This is a genomic window from Streptomyces sp. NPDC014870, from assembly GCF_043081505.1.
Classification (GTDB): Bacteria; Actinomycetota; Actinomycetes; order Streptomycetales; family Streptomycetaceae; genus Streptomyces.
This window is the reverse complement of the sequence record NZ_JBIBWQ010000004.1, coordinates 632,715-649,651: the sequence shown is the minus strand read 5'-3', so window position 1 is coordinate 649,651 and position 16,937 is coordinate 632,715. Positions and strand designations below refer to the sequence as shown.

Sequence of the window (16,937 nt, the reverse complement as noted above, 5' to 3'; positions counted from 1 at the left end):
GGATCCGTCAGGCCCGTTGCTTGTTGCCGCGGACCGCGTTCCACAGCATGTCGCCCAGGCCCACCACGACGATCGCGCCGACGAGTTGGAGCAGGTGGCGGGTCCAGTCGATGCCCTTGGTGTCCTCGACGCCGATCCAGCCCGCGACAGCGTTGCCGAGAATGCTGCCGAGAATGCCGAAAATGGTCGTCAGCCACAGCGGGATCTGCTGCTTCCCCGGGATGATCGCCTTGGCGATCAGACCGAGGACGAAGCCCACGATGATTGCCCACAACCAGCTCATGCTCGCCTCCTCATGCGGCGCAATCTGCGCATGTGGGCCCAGTCTCGGCCCATCCGCCATACGGCGCATGTCGGACGGGCCCATACGTGACCCGGCCTCCTCGGCCTGGGACCTCAGGCGTACCGTGGAGACAGGTCCGGAACGGGGAGAGTCCGGCATGGACGCTGGTGGTGGAATGTGATGCGGAAGCATGGCGGAGCCGAGGTCTTCCGGATCACCGGGGCCCGGCAGGGCCTCGCCGAGGACGTGCGGGGCCGGGAGCGGCGGTACGTGATCTCGATGACGGTGCGGACCCTGTCCGTCATCGCCGCGGTCCTCCTGTGGAACGTCGAACGCCACGTGGCCGTGGTGGCCCTGGTACTGGGCGCGCTGCTCCCCTATGTCGCCGTGGTGATCGCCAACGCGGGACGGGAGAAGCCGCCGTCCCTCCCCTCGACGTTCGTGCCCGCGCCGACCCGGCCCGAGCTGCCCACGGGGGACGTCCCGGCGGAACCGCGTACGGAACGCGCACACGGTCAGAGTTGATCATCCCGGCGATCTAAAAGCTCAGGAAAAGCTCAGATCAATCATGAAGTTCCGGTGCACCACACCCGGGTCCCCGTGACATACTTCCTACGCGCTCCGCATCCCCCGTCGGAGCGACGGACCGGTGCCGGGCAGCTCCCCCCGTGGCTGCTCGGCATCGCCATTGCTGGACAATGATCGAATGAGCGACGAGACGCCGATCTGTTCGGCCAAGGGCTGCCGCGCCGACGCGGTGTGGGTGCTGGCCTGGAACAACCCCAAGCTGCACACACCGGAGCGCCGCAAGACCTGGCTCGCCTGCGAGGAGCACCGCGAGCACCTCTCCCAGTTCCTGGGTGTACGGGGCTTCCTGAAGGACGTCGTCCCGCTGACCGAGTGGGAACCGGTCGAGGACTCAGCCGCCGATCGCTGACATCGGGCGGTCGGGCTGCAGGAAGCTCGGGTCGTCCAGGCCCGAGCCCGCCTTCTTGCCCCACATCGCCAGCTTCCAGATCCGGGCGATCTCCGTGTCGGGTGCGTCCGAGCGCAGGGCGGCCCGCAGGTCGGTCTCCTCGGTGGCGAACAGACACGTCCGCACCTGGCCGTCGGCGGTGAGCCGGGTCCGGTCGCAGGCCCGACAGAACGGTCGGGTGACGGAGGCGATGACGCCCACGGTGTGCGGTCCGCCGTCGACGACCCAGCGCTCGGCGGGGGCCGAGCCGCGCTCGTCCGAGCCCTCGGGGGTCAGGGCGAAGCGGGTGCGCAGGGACTCCAGGATGTCGCCGGCGGTGATCATGCCGTCGCGCTTCCAGCCGTGCTGGGCGTCCAGCGGCATCTGCTCGATGAACCGCAGTTCGTAGCCGTTCTCCACGGCCCAGGCCAGCAGGTCGGGGGCCTCGTCGTCGTTGAGCCCGGGCATCAGGACGGCGTTGACCTTCACCGGGGTGAGCCCGGCGTCCCGCGCGGCGGCCATGCCGTCGAGCACGTCGTGGTGGCGGTCGCGGCGGGTCAGGGTCTTGAAGACCTCGGGCCGCAGGGTGTCGAGGGAGACGTTGACCCGGTCGAGGCCGGCGGCCTTGAGCGCGGTGGCCGTCCGCTTCAGTCCGATGCCGTTCGTGGTGAGGGACATCCGGGGGCGGGGCTCCAGGGCCGCGCAGCGCTCGACGATGCCGACCAGGCCGGGGCGGAGCAGCGGCTCACCGCCGGTGAAGCGGACCTCCGTGACACCGAGCTCGGTGACCGCGATCCGTACCAGCCGGACGATCTCGTCGTCGGTCAGCAGATCGGGCTTGGCCAGCCACTGCAGACCCTCCTCCGGCATGCAGTACGTGCACCGCAGATTGCACCGGTCGGTGAGCGAGACGCGAAGGTCGGTGGCCACGCGGCCGTACGTGTCGATGAGCACTGTGGGCCCCCTCCCCTTCGTTCGGTGATTTCTACAGCGAGCCTACGCGAGACCACCGACAACCAGCAGGGGCCGATTGGAACGAGGACCGCGACGGCCGCGTCGTAGGACTCTACGACGCGGCCGTTCCGGTATCGCTCAGCGTGTGCGGGTCAGTGCGCTCCGACGCCGGTGAGGGACTTGACCTCCAGCTCGGCGTACTTGCCCTTGTCCGGCTCCTCCTTGGAGAGGAGCGAGCCGAGCCAGCCGAGCAGGAAGCCCAGCGGGATCGAGACGAGGCCCGGGTTCTCCAGCGGGAACCAGTAGAAGTCCACGGTCTTGAACATCGAGGTGGGCTTGCCGGAGACGACCGGCGAGAAGAGCACCAGGACGACCGAGGAGATCAGACCGCCGTAGATCGACCAGAGCGCGCCCTGCGTGGTGAACCGCTTCCAGAACAGGCTGTAGAGGATCGTCGGCAGGTTGGCGGAGGCGGCGACGGCGAAGGCGAGGGCGACCAGGCCGGCGACGTTGAGGTCGCGGGCGAGCGCGCCGAGGGCGATCGAGACGACACCGATGAGGACGGTCGCCCAGCGGGCCGCGCGGACCTCCTCCTTCTCCGTGGCCTTCCCGCGCCGGATGACGTTGGCGTAGATGTCGTGCGCGAAGGAGGACGACGAGGCCAGGGTCAGGCCGGCGACCACGGCGAGGATGGTGGCGAAGGCGACCGCGGAGATCACCGCGAGCAGAATCGCGCCGCCGGTGGAGTCGGCGCCGCCGCCGATCTCCAGGGCCGCGAGCGGCGCGGCGGTGTTGCCCGCCTTGTTCGAGGCGATGATGTCGCTGTTCTTCAGCAGCGCGGCGGCGCCGAAGCCGAGCACGATCGTCATCAGGTAGAAGGCGCCGATGATGCCGATGGCCCAGTTGACCGACTTACGGGCGGCCTTCGCGGTCGGCACCGTGTAGAAGCGGATCAGGATGTGCGGGAGGCCGGCCGTGCCGAGGACGAGCGCGATGCCGAGCGAGAGGAAGTCCAGCTTCGAGATCCCGGTGGCCCCGTACTTGAGGCCGGGCTCCAGGAACGCCGAGCCCTTGCCGCTGTTGGTGGCGGCCGCGCCGAGCAGGTCGGAGAGGTTGAAGTTGAACTTCAGCAGGATCAGGAAGGTGATCAGGAGCGTGCCCGCGATGAGCAGGACGGCCTTGACCATCTGCACCCAGGTGGTGCCCTTCATGCCGCCGATGGTGACGTACACGATCATCAGGACGCCGACCAGGGCGACGATGGCGATCTTGCCGCCGTCGCTGGTGATGCCGAGCAGCAGTGAGACGAGCACGCCCGCGCCGGCCATCTGGGCGAGCAGGTAGAAGATCGAGACGACGATCGTGGAGGTGCCGGCGGCGGTACGGACCGGGCGCTGGCGCATCCGGTAGGCGAGCACGTCGCCCATGGTGAACCGGCCGGAGTTGCGCAGCGGCTCGGCGACCAGGAGCAGGGCGACCAGCCAGGCGACCAGGAAGCCGATGGAGTAGAGGAAGCCGTCGTAGCCGAAGAGCGCGATGGCGCCCGCGATGCCGAGGAAGGACGCGGCGGACATGTAGTCGCCGGAGATCGCGAGGCCGTTCTGGAAGCCGGTGAACTGGCGGCCGCCGGCGTAGAAGTCGGCGGCGCTCTTGGTCTGGCGGCCGGCCCAGACGGTGATGGCGAGCGTGGCGACGACGAAGGCACCGAAGAGGGTGATGATCAGCGGCCGGTGCTCGGCGGTCGCGTTGCCCGCCGCGAGGAGGAGGGTGGTGCTGTTCACGCGTCGGCCTCCATACGGGACTTGATGGCCTCGGCCTTGGGGTCGAGCCGTGCGGCCGCGTGGCGGGAGTAGAGCCAGGCGATGAGGAAGGTGGTGGCGAACTGGCCGAGGCCGAGGACGAGGGCCACGTTGATGTTGCCGAAGAGCTTGGTGCCCATGAAGCCGCCCGCGTAGTTGGAGAGCAGCACGTACAGCAGGTACCAGGCGATGAAGGCGACCGTCAGGGGGAAGGCGAAGGAACGGTACGTACGGCGCAGTTCGCCGAATTCCGCACTCTCCTGCACCTCGACGAAGGCCTCGGTCGTGGGCTGGACGGGGCCGGCGACGGCGACGGCCTCCGGGCCGTCCGGGGGCGGCGGTGCTTCGGTGACCACGGAATCTCCTTGGGGCGCGGGTGCGGTGGGCATGGACAAAGAGGCCTCACTGGGGTCGGGGACGGTGCTCCGGCCGGAGCTCCTCCCCTGCACAACGGCACGGAGCGCGCGGCGAAGCGGTTCACCGGGAGTGGATCTGCTTCCCCGGTCTGACTGGATATTCCTCCGGATCCACGCCAATCCCTCTCAACTCATTGATGACGCGGGAAGATCAGCGATAACTTCACTCGTCATGCACCTGCCTGTACGCAAACGGCGTACGGGCAGTACAGACGGATGATGTGGAGAACCCATGGCTCATCTGGGATCGAGACGCGGCCGAGTACTCGCTCTGCCCGTCGGTCTCGCGCTGACCGCCTCGCTCGGCTTCCTTCCGGCGGGCGCCTCCGCCGCCGAAGTGAGCGACGGCGCCGCGACGACCGCCGTCTCGACGAACGGCCCCAAGCTGTCGTACGTCGTCAACATCGACGGGGGCCGAGGAACGGCCGCCTCGGTGAAGAAGGCGATAGCCGCGGCCGGTGGCACTGTGGTCATCGCGTATGACCAGATAGGCGTGATAGTCGTCCACTCGCAGAACCCCGAGTTCGCGAAGACGATCCGCAAGGCCCGGGGCGTGGTGTCGGCCGGTTCGACGCGCACGGCCCCGCTCTCCGTCCAGAAGGACACCTCTGTCGGTGAGGGCGGTCAGGCGCTCACCGCCGCCGAGGCGACCTCGTCCGCGGCGAGCGCCACGGACGACCAGGACGCGCTGGAGCCGCTGCAGTGGGACCTGCCCGCCATCAAGGCGGACCAGGCCCACAAGCGGACGCTGGGCAGCAGCAAGGTGACGGTCGCCGTCATCGACACCGGTGTCGACGACACCCACCCGGACCTGGCGCCGAACTTCGACGCCCGCGCCTCGGCCAACTGTGTGACCGGTGCGCCGGACATCACGCCCGGCTCGTGGCGTCCGCAGGCGGGCGAGAGCGACCACGGCACGCACGTCGCCGGCACCATCGCCGCCGCCAAGAACGGCACCGGCATCACCGGTGTCGCGCCGGGCGTGAAGGTCTCGGGCATCAAGGTGTCCACGACCGACGGGTTCTTCTACACCGAGGCCGTCGTCTGCGGCTTCATGTGGGCGGCCGAGCGTGGCGTCGAGATCACCAACAACAGCTACTACACCGACCCGTGGCTGTTCGCGTGCAAGAACGACGAGGACCAGAAGGCCCTGATCGAGGCCGTCACCCGCGCGACCCGCTACGCGGAGCGCAAGGGCACGGTCAACGTCGCGGCGGCCGGCAACTCCAAGATGGACCTGGCGGCGGACGAGCTCACCGACGTCACCAGCCCGAACGACACCACGCCGGTGACGCGGGTCATCGACCCCAAGGAGTGCTTCGACTACCCGGCGATGCTGCCCGGCGTGGTCACCGTCTCCGCGACGGGCGCCAAGGACCTGAAGGCCTCGTACTCCAACTACGGTCTCGGCGTCGTCGACATCTCGGCGCCCGGCGGCGACCGGACCGAGTACCAGACCCCGGAGGCCCCGGCGGTCAACGGCCGCATCCTGTCGACCACGGTCAACGGCGGCTACAACTACAAGGCCGGTACGTCGATGGCCTCGCCGCACGCCGCCGGTGTGCTCGCGCTGCTGAAGTCGACGCACCCGAAGGCGACCCCGGCCCAGCTGAAGGCGATGCTGTACGCGCAGGCCGACGACCGCGCCTGCACCAACCCGTACGACATCGAGGGTGACGGCGTCGTCGACGCGGTCTGCGAGGGCGGCAAGAGCAAGAACGGCTTCTACGGAGCCGGTCTCGTGGACGCGCTCGACGCGGTCAAGCGCCGCTAGGCACGTACGTAGTGCATGAGGAGGGGCCCTGGTGTGGTGCGCCACACCAGGGCCCCTTCGCGTGGCACGGAGTGCCATCATGCGGCTCATGGACACCACGGTGCGTACGGGTACGGAGTTGTTGTGGTCGGCTCTGGGCGGCAATCCCTCGCTGGTCGACAGGGTGGCGTACGGAGGTCCGTCGGGGCTGCTGCCGGCCCGGCTGCCGGTGATGGACCTGGCGCGGGCGGCGGTCGCGGTCGCGGGGCTCGCGGCGGTGGAGCGGGCGGGGCTGCCGGGGCGGGTCCGGGTGGACGACGGGGCGGTCGCCACGGCCTTCGTGAGCGAGCGTCACCTGCTGATCGACGGCAGGTCTCCGGTCTGGTTCGCGCCGCTCTCCCGCTTCTGGCGGTGCTCGGACGGCTGGGTCCGTACGCACGCCAACTACCCGCACCACAAGGCCGCGTTGCTGGCGGCGCTCGGCGTACGGGACGAGTCCGTGGAGGCTCCGGTGGAGGCCGTGGCCGGGGCGCTCGCCGAGCGGACGGCCGCCGAGGTCGAGACGGCGGTGTACGCGGCCGGGGGCCTGGCCGTCGCCCTGCGCACGCCGGAGGAGTGGGCGGCGCACGAGCAGGGCCGTGAGGTGGCCGCCCGCCCACTGCTGACCAGGGAGCGCCTCGACGACGCACCGCCCCGGCGGCGTTCCGGTCCGCTGAGGGTCCTGGACCTGACCCGGGTCATCGCGGGGCCGGTCGCGACGCGGACCCTCGCGCTGCTCGGCGCGGACGTGCTGCGGATCGACCCGCCGGCCCACCCCGAACTGCCCGACCAGCACGCCGACACGGACATCGGCAAGCGGACCGCCGCGCTCGACCTGGCGAGCCCCTCGGACCGGCGGACCTTCGACGAGCTCCTGGACGCGGCCGACGTCCTGGTCACCGGCTACCGCCCGGGCGCCCTGGACCGCTTCGGCCTCCACCGCCCCGGCCTGGTGACCGCCCGGCTCTCGGCCTGGGGCGACTACGGGCCCTGGGGCGAGCGGCGCGGCTTCGACAGCCTGGTGCAGGTGGCGACCGGGATCGCGGCGACCGAGGGGTCGGCGGACGGTCCTGGCGCGCTGCCCGCTCAGGCCCTCGACCACGGCACGGGCTATCTGCTCGCGGCGGCGGTGCTGCGCTCGCTGACCGAGCAGGACCGCGACGGCGGCACGCGTCTCGTACGCCTGGCCCTTGCCCAGACGGGCCACTGGCTGACGCACGGCCTCCCTGGCTACTCCCCCGAGCGGTACCTCACGGAGACCGAGGGACCGCTGGGCCGGCTGCGGCACGCGCTGTCGCCGGTCTCGTACGAGGACGGCCCGACGGGCTGGTCGCGCCCGCCGGGCGTCGCCGGAACCGACACTCCGGAGTGGCTCAGGGCTTGACCAGGACCTTCAGGGCGGTGCGCTCGTCCATCGCCTTGTAGCCGACGGGGACGCCGTCGAGGCCGACGGTCAGGTCGAAGACCGGGGACGGGTCGAGGGTGCCGGCGAGGACGTCCGGGAGCAGCTCGGGGATGTACGCGCGGACGGGGGCGACGCCGCCGCGCAGGGCGATGTTCCGGTCGAACATGACGGAGAGGTCGAGTCCCGTGCCGCTGCCGTGCGGGACGCCGACGTAGCCGATGGAACCGCCGTCGCGGGCGATGGCGACGGCGGTGCGCATCGACTGCTCGGTGCCGACGGCCTCGATGACGGCGTGCGCGCCCTGGCCGCCGGTGAGTTCGAGGACGGCCGCCTCGGCGGCTTCGCCGCGGCCCGCGACGACGTCGGTGGCGCCGAAGGTGCGGGCGATGTCGGTACGGGCGGTGTGGCGGCCGAGCGCGATGATCCGCTCGGCGCCGAGCCGCTTGGCGGCGAGGACGCCGCACAGGCCGACGGCGCCGTCGCCGACGACCGCGACGGTGGAGCCCGGGCGGACACCGGCGCCGAGGGCGGCGTGGTGGCCGGTGCCCATGACGTCGGAGAGGGCGAGGAGGGCGGTCAGGAGGTGGTCGTCGGAGGCGGCCTCCGCGGGCAGCTTGACGAGGGTGCCGTCGGCGAAGGGGACGCGGACGGCCTCGCCCTGGCCGCCGTCGGAGCCTACGGAGCCCCAGAAGCCGCCGCGCGGGCAGGAGGTCTGGAGGCCCTCGGCGCAGTAGTCGCAGGTGCCGTCGGACCAGACGAACGGGGCGACGACGAGGTCGCCCGCGGCGAAGCCGGAGACGTCCGCGCCCGCCTGCTCGACGATCCCGAGGAACTCGTGCCCGATGCGCTGGCCGGGCTGCCGCTCCGACTCGCCCCGGTAGGCCCACAGGTCGCTGCCGCAGATGCAGGCCCGCAGGACCCGCACGACCACGTCGGTGGGGTCCTGGACGACAGGGTCGGGCACGTCCTCCACGCGCATGTCGAACGGGGCGTGGATGGTGGTGGCGCGCATGCGGGGCGGTCCTTGCTGTCGAGCGGTGTCAGGCGGCGGTACTCCGTTCACCGTACGCCTGTGTGAGGACGCCCGTGGTCAGCAGGTACTGGGCGGCGATGTAGGTGGCCATGATCCAGAAGTCGGGGGCGGGCAGCTGGGGCCACTCGGCGATGCCGGTCGCGATGAGGGTGTCGGAGAGCAGGAAGAGCGCGCCGCCCGCGCCGGCGGTGAGGCCGAGGGCGCTGGAGCGGTAGGCCATGGCGGTGAGCAGGAGGGAGTAGCCGGCGACGGGGATGCGCAGGTCGGCGGGGAGGTCGGGCCAGAGCAGAACGACGGTGCCGACGAGGGCGACGGCGTAGAGGCCCCCGAGCGGCACGGACGTACGCCGCCGGCCGAAGAGGGTGAGGTAGCAGACGTGCCCGGCGGCGAAGGAGCCCATGCCGACGAGGAAGGCCCAGTCGGCGTCGAGGAGCAGGAAGACGTCACCGCCCCAGCCGAAGAGCAGCGCGACGATCAGGAGCCTGGGGGCGCCGCGGGTGGCCGCGTACGCGGCGAGCAGCGGCATCAGGAGCGGCTTGGCGATCCGGTGCCCGAGGTCGGCGCCGACGAGGAGGGAGACCAGGTCGACGGCGACGGCGAGCGCGAAGGCGGCGAGCAGGGCGCGCGAGAGCGTGCTGGTCGCGGCGGCGGTGGCGGTACGGGCGCTCACGCGGCGGGCTCCGGGGCGGCGGGGCCGGTGCCCTGGCCCTGCGAGGGCGGCGGCCCGGGCTGCCAGCCCGGTCCCCGGAAGACCCGCCCGGCGCGCTCGCGCCAGCTGGTCGCGGCGCGGACGTCGCGGGCGATGGAGGCGTACTCGTGGGTGGCGACGCGCAGCGGGTTGTAGGTCTCGATGTTCTTGGTGAGCCCGAAGACGGGCTTGGTCGTCTCCCCCACCCAGGAGCCGAACATCCGGTCCCACACGATCAGGATCCCGCCGAAGTTCCGGTCCAGGTAGCCGCCCTGGGAGGCGTGGTGGACGCGGTGGTGCGAGGGCGTGTTGAGGACGTACTCGAAGGGGCGGGGCAGCTTGTCGATGCGCTCGGTGTGGATCCAGAACTGGTACACGAGGTTGATCGAGTAGCAGAACGCGACGGCGGCCGGGTGCACGCCGAGGGCGATCATCGGCAGGTAGAACGGCCAGGACGTCAGGCTGGTCCAGGGCTGGCGCAGCGCGGTGGTGAGGTTGAACTTGCGGCTGCTGTGGTGCACGACGTGGCAGGCCCACAGGACGCGGATGACGTGATGGCCGCGGTGCTGCCAGTAGTAGAAGAAGTCCTGGGCGAGGAGCATCAGCGGGATCGTCCACCAGAGCACCGGGACGCGGAGCGGGGTGAGCTCGTAGACCGCGGTGTAGATGGCGACGATCGGGATCTTCCAGAGGAAGTCGAAGACGAGACTGCCGATCCCCATGCCGAGGCTGGTGGCGGCGTCCTTGGTCTCGTATCCGGCGGCGTCCTCGTCGGGATGGAGCCGGTAGCTGACCATCTCCAGGACGGTGAGCAGGACGAACGCCGGTATGGACCAGAGCACGACATCGGGCAGGTTCGGCATGCCGACGACGGTAGAGGGGGAGGTCGGGGTGCGGCTAGACGCTGTTACCAACAAGTATGCGAGACGACTTGTCAGCAAGCTTTGGCACCTTCCGACAAGGGCGGTCGGCGTACGATCGGGTGGACGGCGGCCACTGGGGGAGGAACTCCGTTGCAGGGACTGGAAGTTGCCGTGGCGCGACTGGCGGGAACCGTACTGGGTGCGGTCGTGAGGTCCGTGGTGACGCCACGCAAGGGTGCCGGGCTCGTCGACTCCCCCCTCCGCCCGCTCCCCCGGCCGGCGAAGCCCGACCGCCTGGCGAAGGTCCTGGGCACGCGCCTGGCCTCCGGCTCGTACGCCGCTCTCCCCGAGCACGAACGCCTGGCGGCGATCGACGGCGTACGGGACACCTTCGCGGCGGCGGGGCCGGTGGACGCGGAGCGGATGTTCGCGGTGGGCCTGGATCCGGAGCGGCTGCGCGGCGAGCTGGCTGCCCCCGACGGGGGCCTGGCCGGACGGACCCTGGAGCTGTACGACGACCTGCTCGGTCTCTGCTGCACCCATCTCGTGGAACAGCTGACGGCCGAGCCTTCGTTCGCGGCGCGGGCGGCGGTGGAACAGGTACGGGTCTCGGGGCGGACGCGGGACGCGGTGGACGCGCTGCTCGCGGATCGCGCCTCCCCGGTGTCGGTGGCACTCGCCTTCGAGCAGCGATACGCCGACTACGTGGCGGCGACCCACGGGCGCCTGGAGCTGTTCGGCCTGACGCTGGGCCGTTCGGCACGCGAGTGGCCCCTGGACACCGCGTACATCAGCCTCGCGGTCAGCGGCGGCGGGGAACGGGAGATCCTCGGGCTCCCGCACACCGGCACGACGGCCGTGACCGCGGAGGCGGCCTTCGCGATGACCGACCGGCTCCTGTTGCGGGGATCCGCCGGCTCCGGCAAGAGCACCCTCGTGCAGTGGCTGGCCCTCAACGCGGCCCGCCGGTCCTTCGCCGGCGACCTCGCGGACTGGAACCGGTGCGTGCCGTTCGTGCTGCGGCTGCGCGCCTTCACCACCGCCGACGCGCTGCCCGCGCCCGAGGAGTTCCTGCGCGCGAGCGGCGTACCGCTGACCGCGCCGCCCGGCTGGACGGAGGACCTCCTCACCGGCGGCCGGGCGCTGATCCTCGTGGACGGCGTGGACGAGGTCCCGGTACGGCTGCGCAACCGGACCGAGACATGGCTGCGCAACCTGGTCACCGCGTACCCGGAGGCCCGGTACGTGGTGACCACCCGGCCGTCTGCCGTGCCCGATGAGTGGCTGTCCCGCCAGGGATTCGCGGCGCACACGCTGCTGCCGATGGACGGCGACGACATCCGGGCGTTCGTCGCGCACTGGCACGACGCGGCCCGCCTGGAGTGCGCCTCGGACGAGGAACGGGCGCAGCTGGACACCTACGAGACCGCGCTGCGGCAGGCCGTCGGCAGCCGCCGCGACCTGGCCCGGCTCGCCACCAACCCGCTGATGTGCGCCCTGTTGTGTGCCCTGAACCGGGACCGCCGGATGCAGCTGCCCCGGGCCAGGAAGGAGCTGTACGACGCGGGACTCGACATGCTGTTGGTGCGCCGGGACACCGAGCGGGAGATCTGCGGCGTCGAGGGCGTGGACCTGACGCGGGAGGAACAGACGTCGCTGCTGCAGCGGCTGGCGTACTGGCTGATCCGCAACGGTCAGGCGGAGGCGGAGCGAGCCGACGCCGAGGAGATGGTCGCGGAGTGGCTCACGGCGATGCCTCAGGTCAGGGGCGACGCGGCGCAGGTCTTCGCGCATCTGCTGATCCGCAGCGGCCTCTTGCGCGAGCCGGCTCCCGGCGCGGTGGGCTTCGTGCACCGCACGTTCCAGGACTACCTGGGCGCGAAGTCGGCGGTGGAGGCCCGAGACATCGGCGTACTGGTGAAGAACGCGCACGACGACCAGTGGGACGACGTCGTCCAGATGGCCGTGGGCCACGCACGACCGGAGGAACGCGCCCGGCTGCTGAAGCAGTTGCTGAAGCGGGCCGACCGTGCGCCGAAGCTGCGCCACCGGCTCGTGCTGCTGGCCGCGGCCTGTCTGGAGCACGCGCCGGAACTGGATCCGACGGTGAGGGATCTGGTGGAGGTCCGGACCCGGCAGCTGCTCCCGCCGCGCGACCTCAACGCCGCCGAGGAGCTGGCCAAGGTCGGGGAGCTGGTCCTGCCGCTGTTGCCGGGGCCGGCGGAGCTGGACAAGGAGAGCGCGTCGGCCGTGGTGCGGACGGCCGCGCTGATCAAGGGGGACGCGGCGTTCGAGGTGGTGGCGCGGTTCCGGGAGGACAGTCGTCTCCTGGTGCCGTTCCAGGTGTCACAGGCCTGGTCGTCGTTCGACACCGAGCGGTACGCCCGCGAGGTCCTCTCCGCGAGCCCGTGGGAGGAGGACTTCCTGCATGTGCAGTCGGCCGAGCAGCTCGCGGCGCTGAGGCTGTTGCCGCGCACGCACAGCGTCCATCTCGCCGGACCGTACGCGGACCTGTCGCCGCTGCACGTCGTCGAGGACCTTCAGCGCGTGTTCTTCTTCGAGAACACCGCCTTGACCGACCTCGGCCCTCTCCGGCGGTTCACCGGTCTCCGGTACGTCGGTCTGAGCCGCAGCCCGCTCCTGACGGACCTTTCGCCGCTGGCCCGGCCGGGGCTCGAGCACCTCTCGCTGTACGAGCTGCACCCCGAGCTCTCCGTCGAGCCCTTGCGCGACATGCCGGACCTCTCCAGCTTCGCGCTGGGACACCCCCTGCTGATCGAGAGCCTGACCGAACTGCCCCTCGGGCCCGCACTCAGCCACCTCTCCCTGGGATCGCAGACGCGCTACGTCGAACTCGCCGGCATCGAGCGCTGGCCGCGGCTGGTCAGCCTCTCCCTCTTCGGACAGGCGCAGCTGAGGCAGCTCGTCGCCCTGGCGGCACCGCCGAGACTGGAGTCGTTGCAGCTGTCCGACCTGACCGACCCCGATCTCGCCTCGCTCGCCGCCCTGCCGGACTTGCGCGGGCTGTTCCTGATCCGCTGCGAGATCCCCTCCCTCGCGCCCTTGCGCGACCACCCCGCGCTCGGCCTGATCCGGCTCTGGCAGTGCACGACGCCGGACGGCGCGCCCATCGACCTCTCCCCCCTCGCGGACCGCGAAGACCTCACGTTCACCGTGTCCCCCGAGACGCGACTGCTCGGCGAGGAGCTGTTCGGGCCCGGCCGCGTCAGGCGGGACTAGGGTCTTTCGTTTGGATCAGGCCGGATCAGGGAGCGGGGTCCGGTGCATGGGGTCTCCCCAGGCCCTCTGGGCCTAGGGGACGGATCGCAAGGCGGAGGAGGGAGTCAACGCGGAGCGTTGGCGACCGACGACAACGCGGCTGGGGGTACCCCCTGCTCGAAGAGCTTGGGGGAGCGGTGCCAGGGCCCGCGAGCCCGGCATGATCCGAACGAAAGGCCCTAGATCCCCGCCGCCCCCAGCAGCGAGCCCGCCCCGTAGGTCACCGCCATCGCGAGGGCGCCGCCGGCGGTGTTGCGGAGGATGGCTCGGGCGGGTGGGGCGGCGCCCAGGCGGGCGCTCCACCAGCCGGTGAGGGCGAGGGCGGCGAGGACGGAGAGGACCGTGATCCAGAGGCGGTCGTCGGCGGGCGGGAGGACGATCGCGAACAGCGGGAGCAGGGCCCCGACCGTGAAGGCGAGGAAGCTGGCGACGGCCGCGTGCCAGGGGTTGGTGAGGCTGTCGGGGTCGATGCCGAGTTCGACGCGGGCGTGGGCGCGCAGGGCGTCGCGTTCGGTGAGCTGTTCCGCGGCCTCGCGGGCGATGTCCGCGCTGAGGCCGCGGCGGGCGAGGAGCTCGGTGAGTTCGGCGAGTTCGGCCTCGGGCCGCTCGCGCAGTTCGCGGCGTTCCTGGGCGAGCGCCGCCTGCTCCGAGTCGCGCTGGGTGGAGACCGATACGTACTCCCCCGCCGCCATCGACATCGAGCCCGCGAGCAGGCCCGCCAGGCCGGCCGTCAGGAGCGCGGCCTGCGACTGCGTCGCGCCCGCCACGCCGACGACGAGGCCCGCCGTGGAGACGATGCCGTCGTTGGCTCCGAGCACGGCGGCCCGGAGCCAGTTGAGACGGGCTCCGAGGCCGCCGCCGTGGGCTTCGGTGTGGGTGGGGGCGTCAGTCACCCGGGGAGGGTCTCACCCCGGCCGTCACCAGACCCGGACCGACCCGCCCGGGGCGAAGGCGGGGCTCGTCGCACCCGCGGGGACCTCCTTCAGGGGCTCCGCGATCTCCTCGACGGTCGGGCCGTGCACGGCCGCAAGTGAGTCGAGGAACGGCAGGTCGAAGCCGTAGACGCGGGCCGCGTTGCCGCCGACCATCGCCGCGACCTCCTCCCGCGGCAGTCCCGCGTAGGCGATGCGGAGGCCTTCGCGGGAGTACGGCGTCGTGCCCTCGTCGTGCGGGTAGTCGCTGCCCCACATGATCTTGTCGAGGCCGATCCGGTCGCGCAGCGGCACCTCGTGCGGGCGCATGAAGCTCGCCCCGACGAAGCAGTTGTCGCGCCAGACCTCGGTCGGGCCGCGGCCCATCGACTCCGCCAGACCCGCGCCGAACTTCGACTCCGCCGTGGCTGCCCTGGCGGACGCCGCGACCAGCCGGCCGTGGTAGTAGTCCAGCATCTCCAGGACGCCCGGGATCCAGCCCGAACCCTGCTCCGTCAGCACCAGCTTCAACGACGGGTGGCGGCGGAACGCGCCGCCGAACACCAGGTGCCAGAGCGCCCGGTGGGAGAACCAGGTCGTCTCCACCATGAACACCGCGCGCGCCGCCGGTTCGTCGCCGAGCGGCGGCGAGGCGGAGCCGCCGTGGTGGTTGACCGGGACGTCCAGCTCGGCGCAGACCGCCCAGATCGGGTCGTACGTCTGCGAGTACAGCTCCGGGATCCCGCTGCCCGGCGGGGCGCCCGGCAGGAGGATGCCGCCGGTGAGGCCGACCTCCTTGGTGCGGCGGATCTCCCGTACCGCCTCGTCGACGTCGTTGAGCAGGATCTGCGCGACGCCCGCGCGGCGGCCCGGCGCGTCCGCGCAGAAGTCGGCGAGCCAGCGGTTGTGCGCGCGCAGCCCCGCCCAGCGCTGCTCGAACTCCTCGCGCGTCGGCGCGGGCGCCATCAGCGAGGCCGAGGGGAAGAACGGCGGGATGGTGTTGGGGAAGACGACCTCGGCGACGATGCCGTCCTCCTCAAGCTCGCGCAGCCGGCGGGCGGAGTTCCAGTTGCGGTCGGCGGTGTCGGCGAGCAGGTCCTCGTACGGGTTGACGTAGCCGGCCGCCCAGGCGTCGAAGGCGTCGTGGTGCTTCTTCTCCAGGTACGGCCTGTAGTCCAGGAGGTCGGCGCCCGCGTGGCAGTCCGCGGAGACGACCGTGTAGCGGTCCATGTGGTCCGTACGGTCCATCAGTTCACCCCCAGCACCGGGAAGTCGTGGTCCGTCAGCCAGTGGCGGCCGACCTCGCGCGAGCGCGCCCAGGAGGCTTCGACCGCCGTCTGGTCGGGCGACTGGCCGAGTTCGGCGGGGGTCGGGCCGATACGGCGGGCGAGCGGGGCGAGCGCCTCGGTGTCGAAGCCGAAGACCTCGGCCGCCGCGAGGCCCAGCATCCGCCGGGTCTCCTCCACGGGGATGTCGTGGAAGGTGTTCCGCAGCCACGCGCGCGTGTTGGGCCAGGTCCCTTCGGGGTGCGGGAAGTCCGAGCCCCACAGGATGTTGTCCACGCCGATCTCGTACCGCTGCGCCAGCTCGCGCCGCTTGGTGTTGGTGGCGCAGACGAAGACCTGGCGGTCCAGGTACTCGCTCGGCGGCCGCTTCAGCTCCGCGAACGGGGAGAGCTTCTTGCCGCCGTGGGCGCCGAGGTAGAGCCGGTCCATGAACCAGAGCAGGTTCGGCAGCCACCAGCAGCCGGACTCGGCGACGCCGAACCTCAGTCCCGGGTGCCGCTCGAAGACGCCGGACCAGAGCAGGAACCACAGCGGCCTGGCCGGCCACCAGGTGACCTCGCTGACGTAGATGCCGAGGTGGTCGCCGTACTCCTCGCGCGGCGCGGCGCCGGAGTGGGTGACGAGCGGCATCCCGGTCTCGGCGGCCGCAGCCCAGACCGGGTCGTAACGCCGGTCGTGGTAGGGCTCCTTGTCCACCCACATGGACGGGATCATCAGCGCCCCGAGGCCTGACTCCTTGGCCCGGTGGATCTCGGCGACGACCTTCGACGGCTCGGCGGTGATCGGCAGCAGCGCCACCCCGCAGTGCCGTTCGGGGTTCTGTCCGACGAACTCGGCGAGCCAGCGGTTGTGCGCCTGCGCGCCCGCCATGCCGAGGTCCGGGTCCTGGTCGCCGGAGAGCCCGAGGCCGACCCCGAAGGGCGCGGCGGTCTGACTGTCGACGGCGTCCGCGTCGGGGAAGACGACCTCGGCCGCCACCCCGTCGCCGTCGAGCTCCTTGAGCCGCTGGGCGGCGTCCCAGCCGCCCCGCAGCCCTTCCTCGTTGTCGCTGAACCACTTGTTCGCGAAGTCCTCGTTGCGTACCCCGAGCCGGGTCATGGCTTCACGGCGGGCCTCGCGCCCGGCGAGGAACTCGTCGAAGTCGCGGTGGAACCGGGGGTCGAGATAGGGCCGGTAGCGCTCGGTGGGCAGTCCGGCGTGACAGTCGGAGGAGATGATCAGATACGGGTCCTCATAGCTCATGGTCCAAGCCCCTCAGAAGACGTGTCAGACG

Annotated in this window: 15 protein-coding genes; 5 read left to right on the top strand and 10 right to left on the bottom strand. The window is 71.4% G+C overall.

The genetic code is table 11. The features are described 5' to 3' along the window. Positions 1 to 7: 7 nt before the first annotated feature. Positions 8 to 283, bottom strand: coding sequence for a GlsB/YeaQ/YmgE family stress response membrane protein (locus ACF09C_RS15460; RefSeq protein ID WP_392091964.1), 276 nt, complete (start codon positions 281 to 283; stop codon positions 8 to 10). A gap of 180 nt (positions 284 to 463) precedes the next feature. Between ACF09C_RS15460 and ACF09C_RS15455 the strand changes: the two genes are divergently transcribed. Both ACF09C_RS15455 and ACF09C_RS15450 read left to right on the top strand, forming a co-directional pair. Beyond that, positions 464 to 808, top strand: a complete 345-nt coding sequence (locus ACF09C_RS15455; protein ID WP_392091963.1) for a DUF3099 domain-containing protein — start codon at positions 464 to 466, stop codon at positions 806 to 808. A 181-nt stretch (positions 809 to 989) separates the two neighbouring features. Next, positions 990 to 1,220: a hypothetical protein gene (locus tag ACF09C_RS15450; RefSeq protein WP_362425880.1), complete on the top strand. Its 231-nt coding sequence runs from the start codon at positions 990 to 992 to the stop codon at positions 1,218 to 1,220. Here ACF09C_RS15450 and moaA read toward each other — a convergent pair. From moaA to ACF09C_RS15435, 3 genes are all read right to left on the bottom strand, one after another. Next, complete coding sequence (gene moaA, locus ACF09C_RS15445) at positions 1,203 to 2,192, bottom strand: GTP 3',8-cyclase MoaA (RefSeq protein ID WP_392091962.1); 990 nt, start codon at positions 2,190 to 2,192, stop codon at positions 1,203 to 1,205. The genes ACF09C_RS15450 and moaA overlap by 18 nt on opposite strands. Positions 2,193 to 2,344: 152 nt before the next feature. Further along, positions 2,345 to 3,973, bottom strand: a complete 1,629-nt coding sequence (locus ACF09C_RS15440) for a cation acetate symporter (protein WP_392091961.1) — start codon at positions 3,971 to 3,973, stop codon at positions 2,345 to 2,347. Then, complete coding sequence (locus ACF09C_RS15435; RefSeq protein ID WP_392091960.1) at positions 3,970 to 4,347, bottom strand: DUF485 domain-containing protein; 378 nt, start codon at positions 4,345 to 4,347, stop codon at positions 3,970 to 3,972. The genes ACF09C_RS15440 and ACF09C_RS15435 overlap by 4 nt, the downstream gene beginning before the upstream one ends. A gap of 292 nt (positions 4,348 to 4,639) precedes the next feature. Between ACF09C_RS15435 and ACF09C_RS15430 the strand changes: the two genes are divergently transcribed. Next, the gene (locus ACF09C_RS15430; protein ID WP_392091959.1) at positions 4,640 to 6,181 is read left to right on the top strand and encodes a S8 family serine peptidase; all 1,542 of its coding nucleotides are present in this window, start codon (positions 4,640 to 4,642) and stop codon (positions 6,179 to 6,181) included. An 88-nt stretch (positions 6,182 to 6,269) separates the two neighbouring features. Next, positions 6,270 to 7,583, top strand: coding sequence for a CoA transferase (locus ACF09C_RS15425; RefSeq protein WP_392091958.1), 1,314 nt, complete (start codon positions 6,270 to 6,272; stop codon positions 7,581 to 7,583). On the opposite strand, the gene ACF09C_RS15420 is transcribed toward ACF09C_RS15425, so the two are convergent. From ACF09C_RS15420 to ACF09C_RS15410, 3 genes are read right to left on the bottom strand one after another with little or no spacing between them, the layout of a single operon-like run. Continuing rightward, positions 7,573 to 8,616, bottom strand: coding sequence for a zinc-dependent alcohol dehydrogenase family protein (locus tag ACF09C_RS15420; protein ID WP_362425897.1), 1,044 nt, complete (start codon positions 8,614 to 8,616; stop codon positions 7,573 to 7,575). The genes ACF09C_RS15425 and ACF09C_RS15420 overlap by 11 nt on opposite strands. Before the next feature lie 28 nt (positions 8,617 to 8,644). Next, a complete protein-coding gene (locus tag ACF09C_RS15415; RefSeq protein WP_392091957.1) occupies positions 8,645 to 9,307 on the bottom strand; it encodes a lysoplasmalogenase in 663 nt (220 codons plus the stop codon). Continuing rightward, positions 9,304 to 10,188, bottom strand: coding sequence for a sterol desaturase family protein (locus ACF09C_RS15410; protein WP_392091956.1), 885 nt, complete (start codon positions 10,186 to 10,188; stop codon positions 9,304 to 9,306). The genes ACF09C_RS15415 and ACF09C_RS15410 overlap by 4 nt, the downstream gene beginning before the upstream one ends. 171 nt (positions 10,189 to 10,359) lie before the next feature. Between ACF09C_RS15410 and ACF09C_RS15405 the strand changes: the two genes are divergently transcribed. Next, positions 10,360 to 13,428 carry an NACHT domain-containing protein gene (locus ACF09C_RS15405; RefSeq protein ID WP_392091955.1) on the top strand — a complete coding sequence of 1,023 codons (3,069 nt, stop codon included), beginning with the start codon at positions 10,360 to 10,362 and terminating at the stop codon, positions 13,426 to 13,428. A 218-nt stretch (positions 13,429 to 13,646) separates the two neighbouring features. On the opposite strand, the gene ACF09C_RS15400 is transcribed toward ACF09C_RS15405, so the two are convergent. The 3 genes from ACF09C_RS15400 to ACF09C_RS15390 are packed head-to-tail and all read right to left on the bottom strand — an operon-like array spanning position 13,647 to position 16,906. Beyond that, positions 13,647 to 14,360: a VIT family protein gene (locus ACF09C_RS15400; protein ID WP_392091954.1), complete on the bottom strand. Its 714-nt coding sequence runs from the start codon at positions 14,358 to 14,360 to the stop codon at positions 13,647 to 13,649. A 24-nt stretch (positions 14,361 to 14,384) separates the two neighbouring features. Beyond that, positions 14,385 to 15,626, bottom strand: a complete 1,242-nt coding sequence (locus ACF09C_RS15395) for an amidohydrolase family protein (protein ID WP_392091953.1) — start codon at positions 15,624 to 15,626, stop codon at positions 14,385 to 14,387. Continuing rightward, complete coding sequence (locus tag ACF09C_RS15390; protein ID WP_362427774.1) at positions 15,626 to 16,906, bottom strand: amidohydrolase family protein; 1,281 nt, start codon at positions 16,904 to 16,906, stop codon at positions 15,626 to 15,628. Before ACF09C_RS15390 ends, ACF09C_RS15395 begins: the two co-directional genes overlap by 1 nt. Between the last annotated feature and the right edge of the window lie 31 nt (positions 16,907 to 16,937).

Coding starts and splice junctions, on each gene's coding strand:
- ACF09C_RS15460 (WP_392091964.1), bottom strand. CDS start 283: ATGAGCTGGTTGTGGGCAATCATCGTGGGCTTCGTCCTCGGTCTGATC.
- ACF09C_RS15455 (WP_392091963.1), top strand. CDS start 464: ATGCGGAAGCATGGCGGAGCCGAGGTCTTCCGGATCACCGGGGCCCGG.
- ACF09C_RS15450 (WP_362425880.1), top strand. CDS start 990: ATGAGCGACGAGACGCCGATCTGTTCGGCCAAGGGCTGCCGCGCCGAC.
- ACF09C_RS15430 (WP_392091959.1), top strand. CDS start 4,640: ATGGCTCATCTGGGATCGAGACGCGGCCGAGTACTCGCTCTGCCCGTC.
- ACF09C_RS15425 (WP_392091958.1), top strand. CDS start 6,270: ATGGACACCACGGTGCGTACGGGTACGGAGTTGTTGTGGTCGGCTCTG.
- ACF09C_RS15420 (WP_362425897.1), bottom strand. CDS start 8,616: ATGCGCGCCACCACCATCCACGCCCCGTTCGACATGCGCGTGGAGGAC.
- ACF09C_RS15410 (WP_392091956.1), bottom strand. CDS start 10,188: ATGCCGAACCTGCCCGATGTCGTGCTCTGGTCCATACCGGCGTTCGTC.
- ACF09C_RS15395 (WP_392091953.1), bottom strand. CDS start 15,626: ATGGACCGTACGGACCACATGGACCGCTACACGGTCGTCTCCGCGGAC.
- ACF09C_RS15390 (WP_362427774.1), bottom strand. CDS start 16,906: ATGAGCTATGAGGACCCGTATCTGATCATCTCCTCCGACTGTCACGCC.